This is a genomic window from Streptomyces aquilus, assembly GCF_003955715.1.
GTDB classification, from domain to species: Bacteria; Actinomycetota; Actinomycetes; order Streptomycetales; family Streptomycetaceae; genus Streptomyces; species Streptomyces aquilus.
The window spans coordinates 1,808,762-1,828,516 of sequence record NZ_CP034463.1 but is presented as its reverse complement, the minus strand read 5'-3'; the positions used below and the strand labels follow the sequence as shown (position 1 = coordinate 1,828,516).

At 71.7% G+C, this 19,755-nt stretch carries 17 protein-coding genes and 1 pseudogene; 5 read left to right on the top strand and 13 right to left on the bottom strand.

The features are described from left to right. Window positions 1-153: 153 nt before the first annotated feature. Window positions 154-1,122 (top strand): alpha/beta hydrolase, encoded by a 969-nt coding sequence (locus tag EJC51_RS08390; RefSeq protein ID WP_126270482.1) that lies wholly within the window; start codon window positions 154-156, stop codon window positions 1,120-1,122. Between the two features lie 26 nt (window positions 1,123-1,148). On the opposite strand, the gene EJC51_RS08385 is transcribed toward EJC51_RS08390, so the two are convergent. Continuing rightward, window positions 1,149-2,495, bottom strand: a complete 1,347-nt coding sequence (locus EJC51_RS08385; protein ID WP_126270481.1) for a YhgE/Pip domain-containing protein — start codon at window positions 2,493-2,495, stop codon at window positions 1,149-1,151. A gap of 332 nt (window positions 2,496-2,827) precedes the next feature. On the opposite strand from EJC51_RS08385, the gene EJC51_RS08380 reads away from it, so the two are divergent. Continuing rightward, window positions 2,828-3,616, top strand: coding sequence for an SAM-dependent methyltransferase (locus tag EJC51_RS08380; RefSeq protein ID WP_126270480.1), 789 nt, complete (start codon window positions 2,828-2,830; stop codon window positions 3,614-3,616). A gap of 126 nt (window positions 3,617-3,742) precedes the next feature. Then, window positions 3,743-4,849: an NAD(P)/FAD-dependent oxidoreductase gene (locus EJC51_RS08375; protein WP_126270479.1), complete on the top strand. Its 1,107-nt coding sequence runs from the start codon at window positions 3,743-3,745 to the stop codon at window positions 4,847-4,849. Window positions 4,850-4,867: 18 nt separating this feature from the next. Here the strand turns inward: EJC51_RS08375 and EJC51_RS08370 are convergent, their stop codons facing one another. The 9 genes from EJC51_RS08370 to EJC51_RS08330 form a co-directional block, all read right to left on the bottom strand. After that, window positions 4,868-5,518, bottom strand: a complete 651-nt coding sequence (locus EJC51_RS08370) for a CoA transferase subunit B (RefSeq protein WP_126270478.1) — start codon at window positions 5,516-5,518, stop codon at window positions 4,868-4,870. Continuing rightward, a complete protein-coding gene (locus EJC51_RS08365) occupies window positions 5,515-6,270 on the bottom strand; it encodes a CoA transferase subunit A (RefSeq protein ID WP_126270477.1) in 756 nt (251 codons plus the stop codon). Before EJC51_RS08365 ends, EJC51_RS08370 begins: the two co-directional genes overlap by 4 nt. 32 nt (window positions 6,271-6,302) lie before the next feature. Beyond that, window positions 6,303-7,034 carry an SDR family NAD(P)-dependent oxidoreductase gene (locus EJC51_RS08360; protein WP_126270476.1) on the bottom strand — a complete coding sequence of 244 codons (732 nt, stop codon included), beginning with the start codon at window positions 7,032-7,034 and terminating at the stop codon, window positions 6,303-6,305. Beyond that, window positions 7,031-8,002 carry a fumarylacetoacetate hydrolase family protein gene (locus tag EJC51_RS08355; RefSeq protein WP_126270475.1) on the bottom strand — a complete coding sequence of 324 codons (972 nt, stop codon included), beginning with the start codon at window positions 8,000-8,002 and terminating at the stop codon, window positions 7,031-7,033. Before EJC51_RS08355 ends, EJC51_RS08360 begins: the two co-directional genes overlap by 4 nt. A 42-nt stretch (window positions 8,003-8,044) precedes the next feature. Continuing rightward, window positions 8,045-8,977 carry a VOC family protein gene (locus EJC51_RS08350; protein ID WP_126270474.1) on the bottom strand — a complete coding sequence of 311 codons (933 nt, stop codon included), beginning with the start codon at window positions 8,975-8,977 and terminating at the stop codon, window positions 8,045-8,047. 4 nt (window positions 8,978-8,981) lie between these two features. Next, the gene (locus EJC51_RS08345) at window positions 8,982-9,992 is read right to left on the bottom strand and encodes an amidohydrolase family protein (RefSeq protein ID WP_126270473.1); all 1,011 of its coding nucleotides are present in this window, start codon (window positions 9,990-9,992) and stop codon (window positions 8,982-8,984) included. Next, window positions 9,989-11,137, bottom strand: a complete 1,149-nt coding sequence (locus tag EJC51_RS08340) for an FAD-dependent oxidoreductase (RefSeq protein WP_126270472.1) — start codon at window positions 11,135-11,137, stop codon at window positions 9,989-9,991. Before EJC51_RS08340 ends, EJC51_RS08345 begins: the two co-directional genes overlap by 4 nt. Before the next feature lie 304 nt (window positions 11,138-11,441). Next, a complete protein-coding gene (locus EJC51_RS08335) occupies window positions 11,442-12,416 on the bottom strand; it encodes a cyclase family protein (RefSeq protein ID WP_126270471.1) in 975 nt (324 codons plus the stop codon). Further along, window positions 12,395-13,375 (bottom strand): fumarylacetoacetate hydrolase family protein, encoded by a 981-nt coding sequence (locus tag EJC51_RS08330; RefSeq protein ID WP_126270470.1) that lies wholly within the window; start codon window positions 13,373-13,375, stop codon window positions 12,395-12,397. The genes EJC51_RS08335 and EJC51_RS08330 overlap by 22 nt, the downstream gene beginning before the upstream one ends. 136 nt (window positions 13,376-13,511) lie before the next feature. Here EJC51_RS08330 and EJC51_RS08325 point away from each other — a divergent pair, with 136 nt between their 5' ends. Then, a complete protein-coding gene (locus EJC51_RS08325) occupies window positions 13,512-14,423 on the top strand; it encodes a LysR family transcriptional regulator (RefSeq protein WP_126276878.1) in 912 nt (303 codons plus the stop codon). A 129-nt stretch (window positions 14,424-14,552) separates the two neighbouring features. Here EJC51_RS08325 and EJC51_RS08320 read toward each other — a convergent pair whose 3' ends face one another. The 3 genes and pseudogenes from EJC51_RS08320 to EJC51_RS48625 form a co-directional block, all read right to left on the bottom strand. Then, a complete protein-coding gene (locus EJC51_RS08320; RefSeq protein ID WP_126270469.1) occupies window positions 14,553-15,869 on the bottom strand; it encodes an MFS transporter in 1,317 nt (438 codons plus the stop codon). A 251-nt stretch (window positions 15,870-16,120) separates the two neighbouring features. Continuing rightward, on the bottom strand, window positions 16,121-18,100 hold the full coding sequence (locus EJC51_RS08315; protein WP_126270468.1) for a sensor histidine kinase: 1,980 nt from the start codon (window positions 18,098-18,100) through the stop codon (window positions 16,121-16,123). A gap of 244 nt (window positions 18,101-18,344) precedes the next feature. Continuing rightward, window positions 18,345-18,527 (bottom strand): annotated as a pseudogene (locus EJC51_RS48625) (aldehyde dehydrogenase family protein); the annotation flags it as partial. 86 nt (window positions 18,528-18,613) lie between these two features. Between EJC51_RS48625 and EJC51_RS08305 the strand changes: the two are divergent. Continuing rightward, a complete protein-coding gene (locus EJC51_RS08305) occupies window positions 18,614-19,603 on the top strand; it encodes a tetratricopeptide repeat protein (RefSeq protein WP_126270467.1) in 990 nt (329 codons plus the stop codon). The last annotated feature ends 152 nt before the right edge of the window (window positions 19,604-19,755 follow it).

Here is a 19,755-nt window from a genome sequence, read left to right as displayed (position 1 = left end):
TCGTATCGCGGCATAGAAAGTCGCGAGGTATGAAATCGATCTCGATTAAGTTGTGCGCGACTTAATCGAGCGCTACATTCGTGATGTGCCGCCGCTCCGGCGAACCCCGTCGACGGAGCCTGCCCGCGGCCACGCTCTTCCGAGGAGATCGCCATGTCCGACCAGACCGGCCCCCGCCCCGTCCTCGAACCCGCCGCCCAGGCCTTCGCCGAGGCGACCGCCAACCCGCCCTATCTCTTCGATCTCGGCCCGGTGGAGGGCCGTAAGACGGTCGACGAGGTGCAGTCCGGGGACATCGCCAAGCCCGCCGTCGACGAGGAGTGGATCACCGTCACCGGCGGCCCCACCGGCAGCGTCCGCACCCGCATCGTCAAGCCCGAAGGCGCCACCGGCAGCCTTCCCGTGATCGTCTACATCCACGGCGCGGGCTGGGTCTTCGGCAACGCCCACACCCACGACCGCCTGGTCCGCGAACTCGCCGTCGGCGCGAACGCCGCCGTCGTCTTCCCCGACTACGACCTCTCCCCCGAAGCCCGCTACCCCATCGCCATCGAGCAGAACTACGCCGTCGCCCGATGGGTCGCCGAACAGGGCACCTCCAAGGGCCTGGACGCCGGCCGGATCGCGGTGGCCGGGGACTCGGTGGGCGGCAACATGGCCGCCGCCCTGACCCTGATGGCCAAGCAGCGCGGCACCCTCCCCCTGGTGCAGCAGGTGCTGTTCTACCCGGTCACCGACGCGAACTTCGACACCCCCTCCTACCACCAGTTCGCCACCGGCTACTTCCTGCGCCGCGACGCCATGCAGTGGTTCTGGGACCAGTACACGACCGACGCCGCCGAACGCGCCCAGATCACCGCCTCCCCGCTGCGCGCCACCACCGACCAGCTCACCGGCCTGCCCCCGGCCCTGGTCATCACCGGCGAGGCCGACGTCCTGCGCGACGAGGGCGAGGCCTACGCCAACAAACTCCGCACCGCCGGCGTCCCCGTCACCGCCGTCCGCTACCAGGGCATCATCCACGACTTCGTCATGCTCAACGCCCTGCGCGACACCCACGCCGCCGAAGCCGCCATCAACCAAGCCGTCACCACCCTGCGCACCGCCTTCGGCGCCGCGTAACTCGGCCCATGGCGCCGCGGCTCCGCTCACGCGGGCTGCGGCGTCAGGCGTTTGTGGCCCTTGCGGTCGTAGTAGAGGGTCATCGCGAAGCCGAACAGCAGCCCCACGGCGGTGCCGATCGCGATCATCAGCCAGGAGCGGCTCAAGCCGGCGTCCCCGCGCGCGTCGAAGTAGAGGATCGCGCGGACGCCGTCGCTGAGCTGGCGCATGGGCTCGAAGTGGGACAGGAAACGGTAGAAGCCGGGGACCGCCTGGAGCGGGACGGTGGCGCCCGAGGACGGCAGGCCCAGGACGATGAACACGAACATGGAGACCAGCTGGCCGATGCCGCCGAACGCGGCGTTGATGGCCTGCACACCGATGCCGACGGCCAGCGACGCGCAGTACGAGTAGATCCACAGCAGCGGCAGATGGGTCGCGTCCATGTCGAGGAGCGTGACGCAGGCCAGCATCACCAGGGAGACGGTGATCAGGGTGATGCCCGCGGTCATCGCCATCTTCAGCAGCAGGGTCTGGGTGCGGCTGATGGGCACCGTGGGCAGCCGGGTGTGCCAGGGGCCGATCTCGTTGTCGGCGTAGCCGAGCGAGGTGTCGACGCCGTTGCTGATGACGTTGGCGCCCATGAATCCGGCCAGTACCAGCAGCAGCGTGTAGTAGAACGCGGTCAGCCCGAGCCCGCTGTGGGTGCCGAGGGGATGGCCGACCTGGGTGGCGACGGCTACGGGGTCGGCGAGGAGCAGCTTGTCCGTGGCCGTGGCCCGTGGCGCCGCCTGGACGAGCTGTTCGCCGATGGTCTGCGAGGCCTGGTGCGCCGCCTGGGTGTTGATCTGACTGGCGAGGGACGAGCCGAGGCTGCCCTTGCCGGGGTTGGTGAGCACGGTGATCGTCGGCCGTTCGGCGGCGCCGGTCGTGGTGAGCGCGGCGACCGAGTCCGTGAAGTCGGCGGGGATGACGAGCGCGCCGTAGACCTTGCCGGAGTCCAGCTGGTCCTTGGCCTCGGCCGGGCTCAGCCGCCGCCACTCGGCCTTGTGGTTCGAGGTGTCGGCGAGGATCGACCGGGTGATCTGCGTGCCCAGGTTCTGCTGCTGGCCGGGCAGCGGCTTGCCGGTGTCGCCGTTGACCAGGGCGATCGGCAGGTTCTTGAGCTCGCCCTGCGGGTTGACGATGCCGCCCATGTAGAGGAGGGACAGCAGCAGGGCGAGCAGTCCGCTCAGGACGGTGGGCACGATCCAGAGCTTGGGGCGCCGCAGCAGGGCGGCTGCACTGGCCTGGGGAGTGGCGGGGGCGGCTGCACGGGCCTGAGGAGCGGCGGGGGCGGCGGCACGGTCCGAGGGATCGGCCGGGCCGGGGCCCTGGGGGTCTGCGTCGGTCATGGCTCTCCGTCGGTCGCGGCGACGCGGTGCCCTTCATGGGGACGGTGTCCTCATGAAGGCGTGTCCTTCATAGGTACGCGACCACGGGCCCGCGCGCACCCAGACGGTGAGGTGCGGGGCCGGGAATCACCCCCGCACCCGCGGCGGCTCACCCGGCTCGGCGCAGCGGCGTCTCCGACGGCGGAGAGGACCAGCCCGCCACCACCGGCGAACCGGCGGCGAGCCGGGCGGGCGTCCCGGGCAGCCGGCGAACTCCGGCAGGCCGCGCAGAAGTTGATGTGTGAAACTGTCGTCAGTCGATCACACATGTCGATCAGCAAGGGGAGTGCAACGTGACGCAGGACGGCATCGTCGGGGAGATCGACACCAGCAGGCCGCACCCCGCCCGGATCTACGACTATCTGCTGGGCGGCAAGGACCACTACGAGGTGGACGAGGAGGCCGGCGAGCGGCTCGTCTCCGTCGCGCCCGAGGCGCGGGTCAGTGTGCGGGCCAACCGGGACTTCATGCGGCGGGCCGTGCGGTACGTCGTCGGGGAGGGCGTCCGGCAGATCCTCGACATCGGCACCGGCCTGCCCACCTCGCCGAACGTGCACGAGATCGCCCACGAGGCGGCGGCCGACGTGCGTGTGGCCTACGTCGACAACGATCCGATCGTGAAGCGGCACGCCGACGCGCTGCTCAGCCGCACGGGGGAGACGAGCATCGTCCTCGCCGACCTGCGCGATCCACGCAGCGTCGTGGACCACCCCGAGGTGCGGCGGATCATCGACTTCGACGAGCCGGTCGCCCTGCTGCTCGTCGCGATCCTGCACTTCGTGACCGACGCGGAGAAGCCGGCGGAGATCGTCGCCACCCTGCGGGACGCGCTCCCGGACGGCAGCTTCCTCGTCCTCTCGCACGCCACCGGGGACCTCTTCGAGCGCAGCGACGCGCAGGCCGTCTACAACAACGCGACGGCCAGCATGAACCTGCGGAGCCACGCCGAGGTCGAGCGCCTCTTCGACGGCTTCGACCTCGTCGACCCCGGACTGACCCAGGTCCCGTTCTGGCGCCCCGACGGCCCGCTGCCGGACGAGGCCGCCTCGATCGGCTTCTACGGGGGAGTCGGCCGGAAGTAGCGAACGCGAAGCGCGCCGGGCCCGTGCGGGGCCTTTCCTTCACGGGACTCGCACACGGTCCGCCCATTGCTTTAGGTTTCAAGTGTTACCGTCGCGCTCATTCCCCCCAGGCACAGGAGTCCCGTTGTGCAAGACGGCAACGTAGTGGTGATCGGCGGCGGTTACGCGGGCGTGCGCCTCGCCAAGCGACTGGACACGACGGCACGGGTCACGCTCGTCGACCGCAAAGAGGTCTTCTTCCACCGCATTGCCTCGCTACGGGCCGGCGTGCGACCCGAGTGGACGGTGACGCCCTTCATCCCGTACGACCGCCTGCTGACCCGCGGCCGTGTGGTCACCGGCAAGGCGGTCCGCATCGACACCGACGGGCGCGAGGTGCAGCTGGCCACGGGCGAACGCCTGCCGTACGACGTGCTGGTGATCGCCACCGGAGCCGACTACCCCGAACCCGCGCGCTTCTCCGGCACCACCGCCGAGGAGGCCGCCAAGTCGTTCGGTGAGCACCAGCGGAGGGTCGCCACGGCCCAGCACCTCCTCGTCGTCGGCGGCGGCCCCTCCGGCGTCGAGCTCGCCGCCGAGATCCGCCTGGCCCGCCCCGACGCCCGGGTCACCCTCGCCCACGCCGGCCCCGAGCTGCTGCACTCCACGGGCAGCGCTCGCGCCGGTCACAAGGCCCGCGCCTGGCTGGAGTCCCACGGGGTGGAGGTGCGCCTCGGCTCCTTCATGTCGCCCGGCAACGACTTCGGGACCTACCGCGACGCCCGCGGCACGATCCTCGGAGCCGACGCCTCCTTCTGGGCGACCGGGACCACCCCCAACACGCTGTGGCTGAGGCTGGCCGGACACGGCGCCTGGCTGAACGGGACGGGGCACGTCAAGGTCGACGCCATGCTCCAGGTCGAGGGACACCCCGACGTGTTCGCGGTCGGGGACGTGAACGACGTCGGCGAACTCAAGGTCACCCCGGCCGCGCTCGCCCAGGCCGAGGTGGCGGCCCACAACATCCGTTCCTATCTGCGGAGTTCGGGCAGGCACAGCAAGACGCCGCGGTCCTACCGGGCGGTGCACCGCACCCCGCTCATCGTGCCCTTCGGTGCGGCCGACGGGGTGACGATGCTGCCCGTGCCGGGCGGCGAGAGCGCGGTCCTCGGCGGCCGCACGACCACACTGGCCAAGGCGAAGACCCTCATGACCCCGTACATGAGGCGGCAGTTGGGCTACACGGCCGCGTGAGGGCAGGCGGCGGTCGAGCTACGCCGCCGCGTGACTCCCGGGGCGCGCCACAGGGGCGTCCGTCCGTTCGGCGATGTCCTCGGCGGTGACGCCCGGCGCGCACTCCACGAGGACGAGGCCGTCGGGCGTGACGTCGAGGACGCCCAGGTCGGTGATGATCCGCTGCACACAGCGCTCCCCGGTGAGCGGCAGTGTGCACTCCTTGACGATCTTCGGGGCGCCGTCCTTGGCGGTGTGCTCCATGAGGACGATGACGCGGCGGGCGCCGTGGACGAGGTCCATCGCGCCGCCCATGCCCTTGACCATCTTGCCGGGGATCATCCAGTTGGCGAGGTCGCCGTGTGCGGAGACCTGCATGGCGCCGAGGACGGCGGTGTCGATGTGGCCGCCGCGGATCATGCCGAAGGAGAGCGCCGAGTCGAAGAAGGACGCCCCCGGCAGCACGGTGACGGTCTCCTTGCCCGCGTTGATGAGATCCGGGTCGACCTCGGCCTCCGTGGGGTAGGGGCCGGTGCCGAGGATGCCGTTCTCGGAGTGCAGGACGACCTGGACGCCGGGCGGGAGATGGCCGGGGATCAGGGTGGGCAGGCCGATGCCGAGGTTGACGTAGGAGCCGTCGGCGAGTTCGGCGGCGGCGCGGGCGGCCATCTGGTCGCGGGTCCAGCTCATGCTCGTACCGTCCTCTTCTCCACCTGCTTGTCGGCGGCCTGACGTGCCGTCAACTCGACCATCCGCTGGACGAAGACGCCGGGGACGTGCACGTCGTCGGGGCTCAACTCGCCCGGTTCCACGAGCTCTTCGACCTCGGCGACCGTGATCCGGCCCGCCATGGCGGCGAGCGGGTTGAAGTTCGCGGCCGACCTGCGGAACACCAGGTTTCCGTGGCGGTCGCCGCGCCAGGCCCGTACGAGGGCGAAGTCGGTGGTGATGCCGTGCTCCAGGACGTGCGGGCGGCCCCGGAAGGTGCGGATCTCCTTCGCGGGGGACGTGACGGCCACCGAGCCGTCGGCCGCGTGGCGCCAGGGCAGGCCGCCGTTCGCGACCTGGGTGCCGACGCCCGCCGGGGTGTAGAACGCGGGGATGCCCGCGCCGCCGGCCCGCAGCCGCTCGGCCAGCGTGCCCTGCGGCACCAGCTCCACCTCCAGTTCGCCGGAGAGGTACTGGCGGGCGAACTCCTTGTTCTCGCCGACGTAGGAGCCCGTCACGCGGGCGATCCGGCCGGCGGCCAGCAGGACGCCGAGGCCTCGGCCGTCCACGCCGCAGTTGTTCGAGACGACCTCCAGGCCGCGGGCACCCTGGGCGTGCAGGGCCTGGATGAGCACCTCGGGGACGCCGCTGAGGCCGAAGCCGCCGACGGCCAGCGACGCGCCGTCGGGGATGTCGGCGACCGCCTCGGCGCCGCTCGCGCTGACCTTGTCCATGGGACCTTTCCGATCGTGCGGTTCTTGCTGCTTCAGTGCGTCTTGAGGGCGTCGGAGATCGACTTGACCCCGCCGTGCGCGGTGAGGCCGCCGTCGACCGGGATCTCGGCGCCGGTGATGAACGACGCCGCGTCGGAGAGGAGGAACACGACGAGCGGGGTGATCTCCTCGACGGTCCCGGTGCGGCCGAGCGGCGTCTCGCGGAGGTTCGCCTCGCGGAAGGCGGGCGCGGCGGACGCGGTCATCTCGGTCTCGATGAACCCGGGATGGATGGCGTTGACCCGGATGCCCCGCGGGCCGAGCTCCAGGACGGACGCCTTCGTCAGGCCTCTGAGCGCCCACTTGCTCGCCGTGTACGCCACCGGGTAGTGACCGGTGAGGGCGGCGGTGGAGCCGACGTTGACGATCGAGGCGCCAGGCCGCATCAGCGGGGTGAGGTGCTGGATGCCGAGGAGCGGTCCGGTGACGTTCACGGCGTGCACGCGCGCGAAGTCCTCGGGGCGTACGTCGTCCAGCCGGGCGCGCCAGGTGATGCCCGCGTTGTTGACCAGGCCGTGCACCTGGCCGTACGACTCCCCGAGGTCGGCGGCGAGTTCGGCCCACTCCTTCTCGCTGGTGACGTCGAGGCGGCGACAGCCCGGGGCGTCCGTCACGTCGGTGGCGATGACCCGGGCGCCCTCCCGGGTGAGGGCCTCCGCCTCCGCCGCACCCTGGCCGCGGGCGGCGCCGGTGACCACGACCACCTTGCCCAGCAGCCGCTTCACGGCCGCTCCCGGCCCCGCCGCCGCCCGGCCGGGAGCGGCACCGGTGCGACGCCGGCGACGACCGTGTTGGAGACGGTGCCGATGCCCTCGACGGCGAGCGTGACCGTGTCACCCGGCCTCAGGGGTGGCGGGTCCTGGCGGCCGCGCACACCCCACAGCTCGGCCAGACAGCCGCCGTTGCCGCAGGTGCCCGAGCCGAGGACGTCACCTGGGCGCACCCAGGTGCCGCGCGACGCGTACGCCGTCATCTCCTCGAAGGTCCAACTCATGTTGGAGAGGAGGTCCTTGCCCACCACCTCGCCGTTCACCGAGGCGGTGAGGGCGAGACGCAGGAAGCCGTCCGGGGCGCGGTACCGCTCCATCTCGTCGGCCGTGACGAGGTACGGGCCGAGGGTGGTGGCGGTGTCCTTGCCCTTGCACGGACCGAGGTTGACCTTCATCTCGGCGGACTGAAGATCCCGGGCGGACCAGTCGTTGAAGACCGTGTAGCCGACGATGTGCTCACGGGCCTCCTCCGGGGTGAGGTCGCGCCCCTCCCGCCCGATCACGGCGGCGACCTCCAGCTCGAAGTCGAGGACGGCCGACCCGGGCGGCACCGGGATGTCGTCATAAGGGCCGTACACCGCGTACGGGTTGGCGAAGTAGAACGTCGGCGCCGCGTACCACTGCTCCGGCACGCCCGCGTTCCCGTCGACGGACCTGCGTACCCCTTCCACATGCTCCTCGAAGGTCACGAAGTCCCGCACGGTGGGCGGCTGGAGAGGCGGCAGCAGCCGTACCTCGGAGACCTGCGGGCCGGGCGGCACGTCGAGCGCGGTCGCGCCCGCGTCGAGCAGCCGGTCCAGGCCGCCCGTCTCGGCGAGCAGCCCGGTCAGGGAGCGCACGGCGGGCAGCGGGTACAGCGTGCCGTCCGCCTCGACGACGGCCACCTGCCGTCGGCCGCGGAACTCGTAGCTTGCGAAACGCATGGAAGGGGTCCTGTCGGGAGGGTCGGATCAGAACGGGTCGGCTCAGACCGGCGGGGCGACGAAGCAGCCGCGGTCGACGTCGTTGAACGACTCCTTGGCGACCAGTTCGTTCATCGGATTGGCCGTGCCCCACTGGTCGGTGACCTCGGGCTGCGAGAAGTCGTAGACGTGCGGGTGCCAGGTGTCCTCGTCGAGGTTCTCCAACTCGGTCGTGTACTCGACGGTGTTGCCGTGCGGGTCGAGGAAGTACGTGAACGTGTTGTCGCCCGCCATGTGCCGGCCCGGACCCCAGATCTTGCGGGCACCCGAGCGCATCACCCGGCCCGAGCCGCGCATGTACTCGTCGATGCCGCGCATTTCGAAGGAGACGTGGTGCAGCGCGGTGTGCGGGCCCTGCGCGATCGCCATCGAGTGGTGCTGGTTGCTGATCCGCATGAAGTGCATGACCTCGCCCATGTGGGGTGCGGAGAGGGTGTCGGAGAGCCGGAAGCCCAGATGGGTCTCGTACCACTCCCGAGTGCGGTTCAGATCGGGGGAGTTGAGCACGACGTGGGACAGCTTGACCGGGATCGACTCCTTCTCCTCGATCCTGCGGTGCTGGCGTACCTCCACGTCCGCCGAGACCTCGATGGTGCGGCCGTCGACGTCGAAGAAGCGGAAGCCGTAGCCGCCTCCGGGGGTGTCGACCTTGCCGGGCTGTGACAGCAACTGCACGCCTCCAGCCAGCAGTTGCTCGGCGAGCGTGTCCACGTCGGCGGCCGAGGCCGCCCCGTAGGACACCAGGTCGAGGCGCTTCTCCGCCGCCTTGCGCAGCCGGATCACATAGCGCTCGGGGCTGCCCTCGGCGGCCAGGAAGGAGATCCCGGAGTCCTCCTCGACCTTGGTCAGGCCCCAGACGCCGGCGTAGAAGTCGAGCTGCTTGTCGTAGTCGGGCACGGCGAGGTCGACATGCCGAAGGTGGGTGAGCAGACGCATGATGTCAGTCCTTCCGGAGGAGGGCGGCCGCGTTTCCGCCCCGTACGGCGTCGAAGTCGGTGTCGGGCAGGCCCGCCGCGCGCAGTGCGCCCAGCGGATCGTCCGTGCCCATGTCGAAGGGGAAGTCGGAGCCGAGCAGGACACGGTCGGCGCCGGCGGCGGCGACCAGCGCGCGCAGCACGGCCGGGTCGTGGACGAGGGAGTCGAAGTACAGCTGCCGCAGATAGCTGCTCGGCTCCCGTGCGCAGCGCCGGGCGTCGGGGCGGACCCGCCAGGCGTGGTCGGAGCGGCCGATGTGGGTGGGCAGGTAGCCGCCGCCGTGCGCCGCGATCAGCTTCAGGCCCGGATGGCGGTCCAGGACGCCGGAGAAGATCAGGTGCGACAGCGCGATCGCGTTCTCGGTGGGCTGGCCGACCGTGTTGGACAGGTACCACCGGTCCAGGCGTTCGTCGAGCGTGCACCCGAAGGGGTGCAGGAAGACGAGGGCGCCCGTCTCCTCCGCCCGGGACCAGAAGGGTTCGTACGCTTCGTCCGACAGTTCGCGACCGGGGGCGTGCGAGGAGATCTCGACGCCCCGGAGACCCAGGTCCAGCGCGTGGTCGAGCAACTCGACCGCGAGATCCGGGTGTTGGAGTGGGACGAGACCGAGGCCGAGGAGGCGGTCGGGGGCCTTGGCGCAGTGCTCGGCGGTGCCGGTGTTCGCCAACCTGCCCATCGTCGCGGCCAGTTCGAGGGGCGCCCAGTAGTGGTAGTGCGAGGGGGAGGGGCTGATCAGCTGGACGTCCACGCCCTGTTCGTCCATCGCCGCGAGGCGCACGGCGGCGTCCGTCAGCCTCGGTATGCGGGCGCCGACCATGGGGCCGCTGACCGCCAGGGCGGCGGGGCCGTTGCGGCGGGCGTCCAGGGCGCGGGCCTCGGCGAGCCCGGGATGACCGGCGGCCGCCTCGTCGACCTCCGGGAGCAGGAGGTGGGCGTGGACGTCGATCGTGGCGGGCCGGGGTGCGGTCGTGGTCACGGGAGTTCCTTGAGGACGGTCATGGTGCGGTGGATCAGGCCCGGCACGTCCGCGTCGCGCACCCCGTCCAGCAGCCACTGGCCGAGCTGGACCGAGGCGTCGACGACCAGACGGACGCGGGGCAGGCGCCGGGCGTGGTAGTCGGTCAGGATCCGGTCGAGGGGTGCCGAGGCCCAGTCGTCGAGGCCGGTCAGCAGGTCGGCGAGGACGAGCGCGTCCTCCAGGGACATCGCGGCGCCCTGGGCGAGGGTCGGAGGGCAGCAGTGCGCTGCGTCGCCGACCAGCACGACCCGGCCGCGGTGCCAGGGCCCCTCCACCAAGTGCCGGTCGAACCAGGTGTAGTTGACGACCGCCGGATCGGTGAGAGCCGGGCGGATCTCGTCCCAGGCCCCGCCGTAGCCCTCACTGAGCGCCCGCATCTCGTCGGCGTAGGCCGACGGGTCGATCGCGGCCCGGTCGCGGGCGGGCTCGACGAGGTACGCGTAGACCGTGTCCTCGCTGGTCGGGCAGTACCCGGCGATGAAACACCGGCCGCCGTAGACCATCTCGGTGCGGCGGACGGCGGCCGGCCGGGGCGCGGGGGCGCGCCAGATGCCCATGCCGGTGGGGCGGGGTTCCTCGGTGACGCCGATCATCCGGCGGGTGGCGGAGCCGAGGCCGTCGGCGCCGACCACCAGGTCGTAGCGGCGGCTCGTGCCGTCCGTGAAGGTGACGTCCACGCCCTCGCCGTCCTGGTCGAAGGCGGTGGCCCTGGTGCCGAGGCGGACGTCGGCGCCCGAGGCGAGGACCTCGTCGATCAGGAGCTGCTGGAGCCGGGGGCGCTGCATGCCGATGTGGGAGGGCAGGTCGTCGCCGCCGGTGCGGAACTCCTCGTGGGCGGCCAGCACGGTGCCGTCCGGGGCGAGGATGGCGACGCCCTCCGCCTTGTAGCCCTCCTTCTGGATCGCGTCGAGGACACCGACCTCGCGCAGCACGCGCAGGGCGTTGCCCTGAAGGGTGATGCCCGAGCCGGCGGCGGCCTTCCAGTCGGCACTCGCCTCGACGAGGTCGACGGCGATCCCGGCCCGGCGCAGCAGCGCGGTCAGGGCGTTTCCGGAGGTGCCTCCGCCGATGATGAGGACGGAAGGGGTGCGGCTGTCAGCCATGTCGGGGATACCTCCCGGGGTGGGGCCGCGCGACGTCGGGCGGCGGGGGTGCGGCTCGCCCGCGGGGCGCGGGCCAAGGCGGTGGGGCTGTGGGGGCGGCTGTCGTGTGCGGCTGTCGTGTGCGGCTGTCGTACGGAGCTGTCGTGTGCGGCCGTCGTACGGGGCTGTCGTGCGTGGCTGTCGTATGGGGCTCTCGTGTGCGGCCGAAGGGTGATGCGGCCCGGGGGAGCGGCTTCTCGATGGGCCCGGGGGTCGGCTGCTTGACGGGCTCAGGCCCCGGCTGCTCGGCGGGCTCAGGACCCGGCTACTTGACGGCGATCGGGTTGACCGGAGAGCCGACGGCGCCGGTGATGGGCAGCGGTGCCGCGGTGAGCCAGAACTCGTACACACCGTCGTCGGCACAGTCCGCCGCGAGCGCGTCGAGGTCCCACATCTCGCCGATCAGCAGGCCCATGTTGGGGATGACGACCTGGTGCAGCGGCTGGAAGGCGTTCTCGAACTCGTTGGGCCGGACCTCGAACCCCCAGGTGTCGGTGGCGACCGCGGCGATCTCCGTGCGGTGCAGCCAGCCGGCGCTGGTGAACGACAGCCCGGGCGCGGGTCCGCCCGCGTAGTCGCCCCAGCCGTCGCGCCGCACCCGGGCGAGCTGTCCGGTCCGTACGAGGACGATGTCGCCGCGTCCCACGGTCACCCCGTGGGCCTCGGCGGTCGCGCTGAGATGCTCCTCCGTGATGGCGAAGGCGTCCGGCAACTCGCCCCCGTCACCGCAGACTCGGCCCACGTCCAGCAGGACGCCGCGTCCGGCGACGTACGGCGCCATGTGCTCGATGCCGGTGACGAGGTCGCCGTCGGAGGTGACGACCTGCTCGGCCGCCCGTCCGTTCCAGGCCTTGCCGTGGTCGAAGATGTGCCCGAGCCCGTCCCACTGGGTCGAGCACTGCAACGGCATCGCGATCACGTCGTCGGCGCCGCCGATGCCGTGCGGGAAGCCCTGGTTGCCGAGGGCGGCGTCGGTGCCCGTGTCGAGCATGGTGTGGACGGGGTTGGTCCGCCGACGCCAGCCCTTCTGCGGGCCGTTCATGTCGAAGCGCTGCGAGAGCGAGAAGCTGACACCCCGGCGGACGAGGGCGGCGCCCTCACGCCGCTTGGCCTCGTCGAGGAAGTTGAGGGTGCCGAGGACGTCGTCCGCGCCCCAACGCCCCCAGTTCGAGAACTCTTTGGCGGCCTCGGCGATCGCGCCCTCGGGGTCGTGCCGGTTCACGCGCTCTCCCCGACACATCGCGTGCGCTGCACGCCGAGGCCGGTGATCGACCCCTCCATGACGTCGCCGTCCCGCAGCAACCGCCCCCAGTGCAGGCCGTTCCCGGCCGGGCTGCCGGTCAACACCAGGTCACCGGGCAGGAGTCGGGAGGTGTGCGAGATGTACGACACCAGCCGGGCGACGCCGAAGAGCATGTCCTTGGTGGACTCGTCCTGCATGGTGTCGCCGTTGAGCTTGAGGGTCACCCGCAGATCACCCGGGTCGGCGATCGACCCCGCCGGTACCAGCCAGGGGCCCAGCGGCGTGAACCCGGGCGCGTTCTTGCAGCGCAGCCAGTCGGTGCCGATGGCCTTCATGTCCCGGCGGAACACGGTCGCCCGGTCGGTGAGATCGTTGGCGATCGTATACCCGGCGACGTGGTCCAGTGCTTCCTCGACTGACACCCGATAGGTCGGCCTGGCGATCACGGCCGCCAACTCCAGCTCCCAGTCCGGCTGTTCGGCCCAGGCCGGGAGGACGACATCGTCGTACGGCCCCGCGATCGTGCTCGGCAGGCCGATGAAGACGTACGGCAGGTCCTCGGCGGCCCGGCGGTCCATGATCGCGGCGGTCTCCGCGCGGGCCTCCTCGACCGTGCGCGGGTCGTCGGGGGAGCGGTGGGCGACCTCCAGATCGATCACGTGCTGCCGGTAGTTCGCTCCGGACTGGAAGATCTGCCGGGGCTCCAGCGGGGCGTGCACGCGCAGCCCCTCCAGTGGCAGCCGGTCGAGGGCGTCGTCGGCCGCGAGGCCGTGCAGCAGGGGCAGCGCCTCGTCCCACCGCTCCACCACGGCCCGCACGTCGGACGGCGCCCACGGCAGGGTCCGGCTCAGGTCGAGCACCCGCTCCCGGGCCAGGAGGCCGGGGAAGGGAGCCCCGCCGGGGGTGGAGAACGTGCCGAGCGCGAAGGGGCCGGCAGGTTGCGCGAGTGTTGACATGAGATTTCCTCCTGCTGGGATGCGGTCTACTCTGACCGTGATCGGCGAATCACGGAAATAGATCCTGCGGATGAGCCACATCCACGCCATGGATAGTCCTTCCATGGACCGCCCAGAACGTCCCTGGTGGTGCCCGGTGAACCTGTCCCGACTCGACCTCAACCTCGTCGTCGCCCTGCGCGCCCTGCTGGAGGAGCGCAACGTCACCCGGGCCGGCGAGCGGGTCGGGCTCAGCCAGCCCGCGATGAGCGCCGCGCTGTCGCGGCTGCGCCGGCACTTCGGTGACGAACTGCTGGCGCGCACGGGAAACGCGTACGAGCTCACCCCGCTCGGCGTCGCCCTGCGCGACCGCAGCGCCAGCGCCTGTGACCTGCTCGAACGCCTCTTCTCCAGCCAGGCGGACTTCGACCCGGCGGCCGAGACCCGCGAGTTCACGCTGCTCGCCTCGGACTACGGCGCCGCCGTCTTCGGCGCCGCCCTGGCCCGCGCGATGCACGACGAGGCTCCCGGCGTCCGGCTCACCTTCCAGCATCCGGCGCCGTCGGTCGTCGAGAACACCGCGACCGTGCTCAGCACCGTCGACGGACTGCTGATGCCGCACGGCGTCATCGACGGCTTCCCCGCGGTCGACCTCTACCAGGACCGCTGGCTGTGCCTGCTGGCCGACGACCACCCGGACGTCGGCCACGCACTCACCCTCGACGACCTCGCGCGGCTGCCCTGGGCCGTCTACCAGCGCCCTTACGACGCTCCCGTCGCCCGGCAGCTCAGCATGCTCGGCATCAGCCCGCGAGTGGAGGTCTCCGTGCAGACCTTCCAGCTGCTCCCGCACATGGTCGAGGGCACCCGCCGGATCGCGATGATCCAGGAACGCCTGGCCCGCCGGGCGGTCCGGTCCGCGGCGGTACGGGTCCTGCCGTGCCCCTTCGAGGCCGTCCCGGTGGGCCAGGCGATGTGGTGGCACCCAGTGCACACGCAGGACGCGGCGCACATCTGGCTGCGCCGGAAGGCGGAGGAGGTGGGGGCGTCCCTGGCGCGAACGCCCTGAAGGGGCGCGGGGAACTGCGCGACCAGCCACGACGGAGCCGCAGCGGCGAGTGACACCGTCGGTGCGGGCGCCGAGTGCGGCTTGTCGTGGTGGATCGTGCCGCTCCCCGCGCCCCCAGGGCGTCCGCGGTCAGGTCCGCAGCCCGCGGGCTGCCGCCACCAACGCCGTCGCCAGGCCCAGCACCCCCACCGCGCCCGCGAGCGTGCCCGTCGCCGCCTCCAACGCCAGCAGCACCAGCGGGCAGACGAACTCGCCGCCGAAGAACGCGGCCGTCCACAGCCCCGTCCCCCGCCCGCGATCCTCGAAGGCCAACCGGGACATCGCGCTCGTCAGCAGGGCCGGCAGCAGCATCCCCGTACCCACGCAGTTGACCACCGCGCCGACCACCAGCCACGCCGGATTCCCGGCCACGGCCATCACCCCGAAGCCGACCGCGCACACCGCCAGCACCCAGGGCAGCAGAGGCCCGGGCGCGCGCTTCAGCCGCGCGAAGGTGACCGCCCCGCCCACGGTCGCCGCACTGGCGACGGCGGTGGCCAGCCCGATCACACCGGTGCTCGCCACACCGAGGTCGTCGAGGAGGTACGACATCTCGACCGGCACGGTGTAGAAGACCATCGCGCCGAAGAAGGTGAGCGCACAGATGCCGCCCAACTGCCGCCAGGGGAAGCCGCGTCGGGATTCGACACCCGCCGCCGTGACGCTGGCCGCCGTGCCGTCGACCGCTGTGCTGCCGACCGCCGTGCCGTCGACCGCTGTGCTGCCGACCGCCGTGCCGTCGACCGCTGTGCCGCCCACCCCCGTGCCGTCCGTCGTGGGTGCCGGCAACGCGGAGGCCATCAGCGGCGCCAGCACCAGGCTCACGGCGTAGACCCAGAACGGCACCCGCCAGCCCGCCGCTCCGACGGCCCCGCCGAGCACGAAGAAGACGGTGGCGGACGCGGAGGCGCACATGGTTTGCAGGGCGAGGTACTTCACGCGCTGCCGCCCGCTGTAGTAGTCGCCGATCAGCGTGGTGCAGCATGTCATGATCGCGGCCTCGGCGACCCCGACCAGCGCCCGGCTCGCGATGATCGCGCCGAGGGACTCCAGCCACAGCGGGGCCGTACCGAACACGGCGTACAGCAGGGTCGCCCCGATCAGCAGCCGTCTGCGCCCCAGCCGGTCCACGATCACCCCGGCGAACGGCGCGAGCAGCGCGAGCGCCAGCGCCGGGACGGTCAGGGCCAGCGGCACGAGCGCCTTGGCGCCGGGCACGGCCGCGAAGTGGTCCTGCATCTTCGGCAGGACCGGGGCGATGAGCACCGCCCCCAGGATCGGCAGACAGCTGCCCGCCATGAGGAGGGAGACGCGCAGCAAGTGGGCAGGGCCCGCGACGGCGACGGGGGACGCAGGCGTCTCGTCGTCGTCCGTCAGGGTGGGGGACTGGGGCACGGAAGCGGGCATGGCGACTCCAGGGACAGGTGCGGGAGGGGGCATGCCGGTCGGGGCGCCGACGGCGCACGGCATGCGAGGGACGTCCACCGGTGGCAGCTCCCGCCGGAGCGGACAGCGGGACGCGGTGGGGACGGCCAGGTGGGGACGACTATGAGCGGCCGGGCCCGGCCACCGCCATCCCTCCCACGATCCGAATCCCGTATCCGGCCCATCGACCCGGTGAATGGGCCGTCCTGCGCCGCGCCGACTGCGCCGTCGTGTCAGAGGGTGCCGTACGCGGCGGGCGCGCCCTCGTCCGCGAGCGTGGTGTACGGCAGCATGACCAGCGCGATGGCCCCCGACTCCGCCCGGGCGGGCCGCAACTGCACCCGGATGCCGTGCCGTTCGGCCAGCCTGCCGACCACGAAGAGCCCCATGCGCCGGGAGATCGCGGCGTCCACGGTCGGCGGGTCGGCGAGTTTGCGGTTGAGCTCGGCGAAGTCCTGGGGGGTCAGGCCGACTCCCTCGTCGTGGATCTCCACCATGGCGCGCCCGTCCGGGAGTTGGGCCGCGGTGACCCGTACCGGGCTGCGCGGCGAGGAGAACGTGGTCGCGTTCTCCAGGAGTTCGGCCAGCAGATGCACGAGGTCGGTCGCGGCGCGGCCGTGGACGAGCGTGTCGGGGATGCCGGAGATCTGGACCCGCTCGTACTGCTCGACCTCGGACGCGGCGGCCCGCACGGTGTCGATGAGCGGCATCGGCTGGTCCCAGCGGTGCCGGGGTTCCTCCCCGGCGAGGACGAGCAGGTTCTCGCCGTTGCGGCGCATCCGCGTCGCCAGGTGGTCCAGGCGGAAGAGGTTCTCCAGCTGGTCGGGGTCGGCCTCGTTCTTCTCCAGGTCGGTGAGCAGATGCAGCTGTCCCTCGACGAGCGCCTCCGAGCGGCGCGAGAGGCTGGTGAAGATGGCGCTGACGTTGCCGCGCAACAGGGCCTGTTCGGCGGCGAGTTGAACGGCCTCGCGGTGGACCTGGTCGAAGGCCCTGGCGACCTCGCCGATCTCGTCCCTGGTGTCGATGGGGATGGGGGCGACGCGGGTGTCCACCGGATGCGGGCGCGGCTGGGACAACTTGTCGACCAGTGCGGGCAGTTGTGTCTGGGCGATGTCCAGGGCGGCTCCGCGCAGCCGGCGCATGCTGCCGGTCATCGAGCGCGCGACCCACATGGCCAGCAGGAAGGCCAGTACGACCGCGGCCACGACGACCGCGGAGTTGACGATCGCGTCCCTCCGGGCGCCGTCGGAGATCTCCTCGGCCTTGGCGAGCGCCGTGTCCGAGAGCTGCACCTCGACACGACGGTAGGCGTCGAAGGCGAGCGTCGAGGCGGTGAAGAACGACTCCGGGGTGATGCCCTCGGCCGCCAGCTTCTTCGCCGTGGCGCCGGACGCGATCCGCTCGATCATCTTCTCCAGCGGCGGCGGGGCGACGAACGGCGTCCCGGCGTCCTCGGCCTCCTGCGCCGCCTCGGCCGCCAGCGACTCGCCCTTCTTCTGGGCGGTGTCCATGGCCCGGCCGAGGCGGTCCATGTCCGCGCCGGTGCCGGCGCCGGCGAACTCCTGGAGCGCGACCTGCTGAAGGTAGGCGTAGGAGCGGAACGTGGCGAGCTGGACGGCCAGTTCACCGTCCGCCAGGTCGTCGCGGTTCTGGACGAGGACGCGCTGGCCGATGGCTCGGGTCAGCGACTCGGCGGCCTGGGTGAGGGAGAGGGCGTAGAGGGTGCGGCCGAAGCTCGCCTGGTTGCTGCTGCCGAAGCCCAGTTCGTTGGAGAGCTCCATGAGGGGGTGCTGGATCAGGTGGTAGTTCTCCTCGGTCTGGACGCCGGGGAGTTTGGCCGTGAAGGCGTCCGCGCGCAGTTCCGTCAGCGCCTTCTCGCCGGTGCGGACCGCCGCGACGCGCTTGAGGAGGCGCGTCGAGCGCGGCATGTTCGCCACCGCCCTGTCGAAGTCCTCGCGGTCCTGGTCGGTGATCGCGCGGGCTTTGGTGATCGCGCTGTCCGACCGCTTCCCCGTCAGAAGCGGGACGACCGAGACGTCCCGCTCGTTGATGACGTCACTGGCGTATTTGTTGGCCGTCTGCACCAGTTGGGCGACCCGCACGGCGTCCTCGGCGTCCCGCACCGTGTCGATCGAGCGTTTCACCCGGAAGGCGCCCAGGGACAGCGCGACGAGCACGGGGATGAGCAGGACGACGTACAGGCGCTTGGCCATGCGCCAGTTCCGCATGGCCAAGGGGGCCCGGCTTGCTGTTCTCACGTGCTGACGGCCTTTCTCGGTCAGGTCGGGCGAACCGGCGCGGCAGCCGGTCCTTGCCGCGGTGAAGGGCGAAGAGGCCGGCCGCAGGGTGTCCGGCAGCCGCGGCTTGTCGAGTACGGCCTTGACGTGGCTGAACGTGTCGAGGGAGTACGTCCCGTGGCACCGGCCCAGCCCGCCCTCCCCGCCCCGCCGAACGGCGGTGCCGGGCCGCGGCGGCCATGACGATGCGCCCCACCGTGCCGTTGCCGGTGCAGAAAACATGGTCGAACTGCTGTTCCAGCAGGGCTGTCGTCTCTGCCACTCCCCCTTCTACGACGGGGACGGCCTCGGGGTTCAGTACCCGGGGCAGCCATTCGGCCAGGGCGGCCGACGTCGCGGGCGGCGGGTGTGAAAACCCTGTGGAACCGGTGTCGGTGGTGCCGTTTATGCTGCACCGAACGATCAGGCGGGGCCAGGGGAGGGCACGGCATGTTGGGGAAGCTGTTCGGGAGAAGCGCGGGCTCGGCGGAGCATCCGCACGCGCTTCCCGCCCCGCGCAGGCAGCGGGGCGGCGTGTACAAGCTGGAGGCGCTCGGGGACGCGCGGGTGCTCGCGCTGGTCGAGGCGGCCCGCGCGCGTGACTGGGCGGCGGTCAAGACGGCTCTGGCCCCCTTCGACCTCGGCCGCGAGCAGGCGGTCCTGGGGCAACTGTCCGTGGTGGACGGCGTGGAGGAGTGGATCCTCAAGGCCGCCGACGAGGACAAGGGCGACGACGAACTCCGGGCCACCGCCCTGCTGATATCGGGCGCGCGCCACATCTCCTGGGGCTGGGACGCCCGCACCTCCGCCCGTGCCGTCGACGTCAGCCGCGAGCAGTGGCAGACCTTCTACGAGCGGCTGAACATCGCCGAGGAGCACCTGCTGGAGGCCGCCGAGCTGCGGCCCGACTGGGTCACGCCCTGGCGCCAACTGCTCACGTCGGGACGCGGCATGTCCCTCGACGACCATGTCCAGGACGCCCGGCTCGCGGCCGGTCTGCGCCGTGACCCGCTGAACCTGGACATCCACCTGGAGTGGGTGTCGCACCTCCAGCCCCGCTGGGGCGGCAAGCCGGGCGAGGCCCTGGAGTTCGCCCAGAAGGCCTTCGCCGCGGCCCCCGACGGGCACCGGCTCGGCTGTGTCGTCGCCATGGCCCGTATCGAGGAGTGGGTGGAGTCCGACCACCGCGACTGCCTCCAGGACCCGCGGATCCGCACCGAGTTGCGAGAGGCCGCGGAGCGCAGCATCCTGCACCACGCCTACGAGCGCAGCCTGGGCTGGCAGGGCGACTACAACATCTTCGCCATGGCCCTCGCGCTGGCGGGCAGCAGCACGGCCTCCAATGTCTTCCGCGAGCTGGAGGGCGTGTACACCGAGTGGCCGTGGGTCTTCATGTCGGATCCGCAGAAGGCGTACAGCCGTCTGCGCAAGGCCTTCTGAGCCACCGGCCACGCAGGAGCCGTGCAGCCGTCTGCGCAAGGCCTTCTGGATCACCGGCCACGCAGGAGCCGTACAAGCCGCCTGCGTGAGGCCCTCTGAGCCACCGGCCACGCAGGATACGTACACCCGTCTGCGCAAGGCCTCGCAGCCAC

Coding starts and splice junctions, on each gene's coding strand:
- EJC51_RS08390 (WP_126270482.1), top strand. CDS start 154: ATGTCCGACCAGACCGGCCCCCGCCCCGTCCTCGAACCCGCCGCCCAG.
- EJC51_RS08385 (WP_126270481.1), bottom strand. CDS start 2,495: ATGACCGACGCAGACCCCCAGGGCCCCGGCCCGGCCGATCCCTCGGAC.
- EJC51_RS08370 (WP_126270478.1), bottom strand. CDS start 5,518: ATGAGCTGGACCCGCGACCAGATGGCCGCCCGCGCCGCCGCCGAACTC.
- EJC51_RS08365 (WP_126270477.1), bottom strand. CDS start 6,270: ATGGACAAGGTCAGCGCGAGCGGCGCCGAGGCGGTCGCCGACATCCCC.
- EJC51_RS08355 (WP_126270475.1), bottom strand. CDS start 8,002: ATGCGTTTCGCAAGCTACGAGTTCCGCGGCCGACGGCAGGTGGCCGTC.
- EJC51_RS08350 (WP_126270474.1), bottom strand. CDS start 8,977: ATGCGTCTGCTCACCCACCTTCGGCATGTCGACCTCGCCGTGCCCGAC.
- EJC51_RS08340 (WP_126270472.1), bottom strand. CDS start 11,137: ATGGCTGACAGCCGCACCCCTTCCGTCCTCATCATCGGCGGAGGCACC.
- EJC51_RS08335 (WP_126270471.1), bottom strand. CDS start 12,416: ATGTGTCGGGGAGAGCGCGTGAACCGGCACGACCCCGAGGGCGCGATC.
- EJC51_RS08330 (WP_126270470.1), bottom strand. CDS start 13,375: ATGTCAACACTCGCGCAACCTGCCGGCCCCTTCGCGCTCGGCACGTTC.
- EJC51_RS08320 (WP_126270469.1), bottom strand. CDS start 15,869: ATGCCCGCTTCCGTGCCCCAGTCCCCCACCCTGACGGACGACGACGAG.
- EJC51_RS08315 (WP_126270468.1), bottom strand. CDS start 18,100: ATGGCCAAGCGCCTGTACGTCGTCCTGCTCATCCCCGTGCTCGTCGCG.
- EJC51_RS08305 (WP_126270467.1), top strand. CDS start 18,614: ATGTTGGGGAAGCTGTTCGGGAGAAGCGCGGGCTCGGCGGAGCATCCG.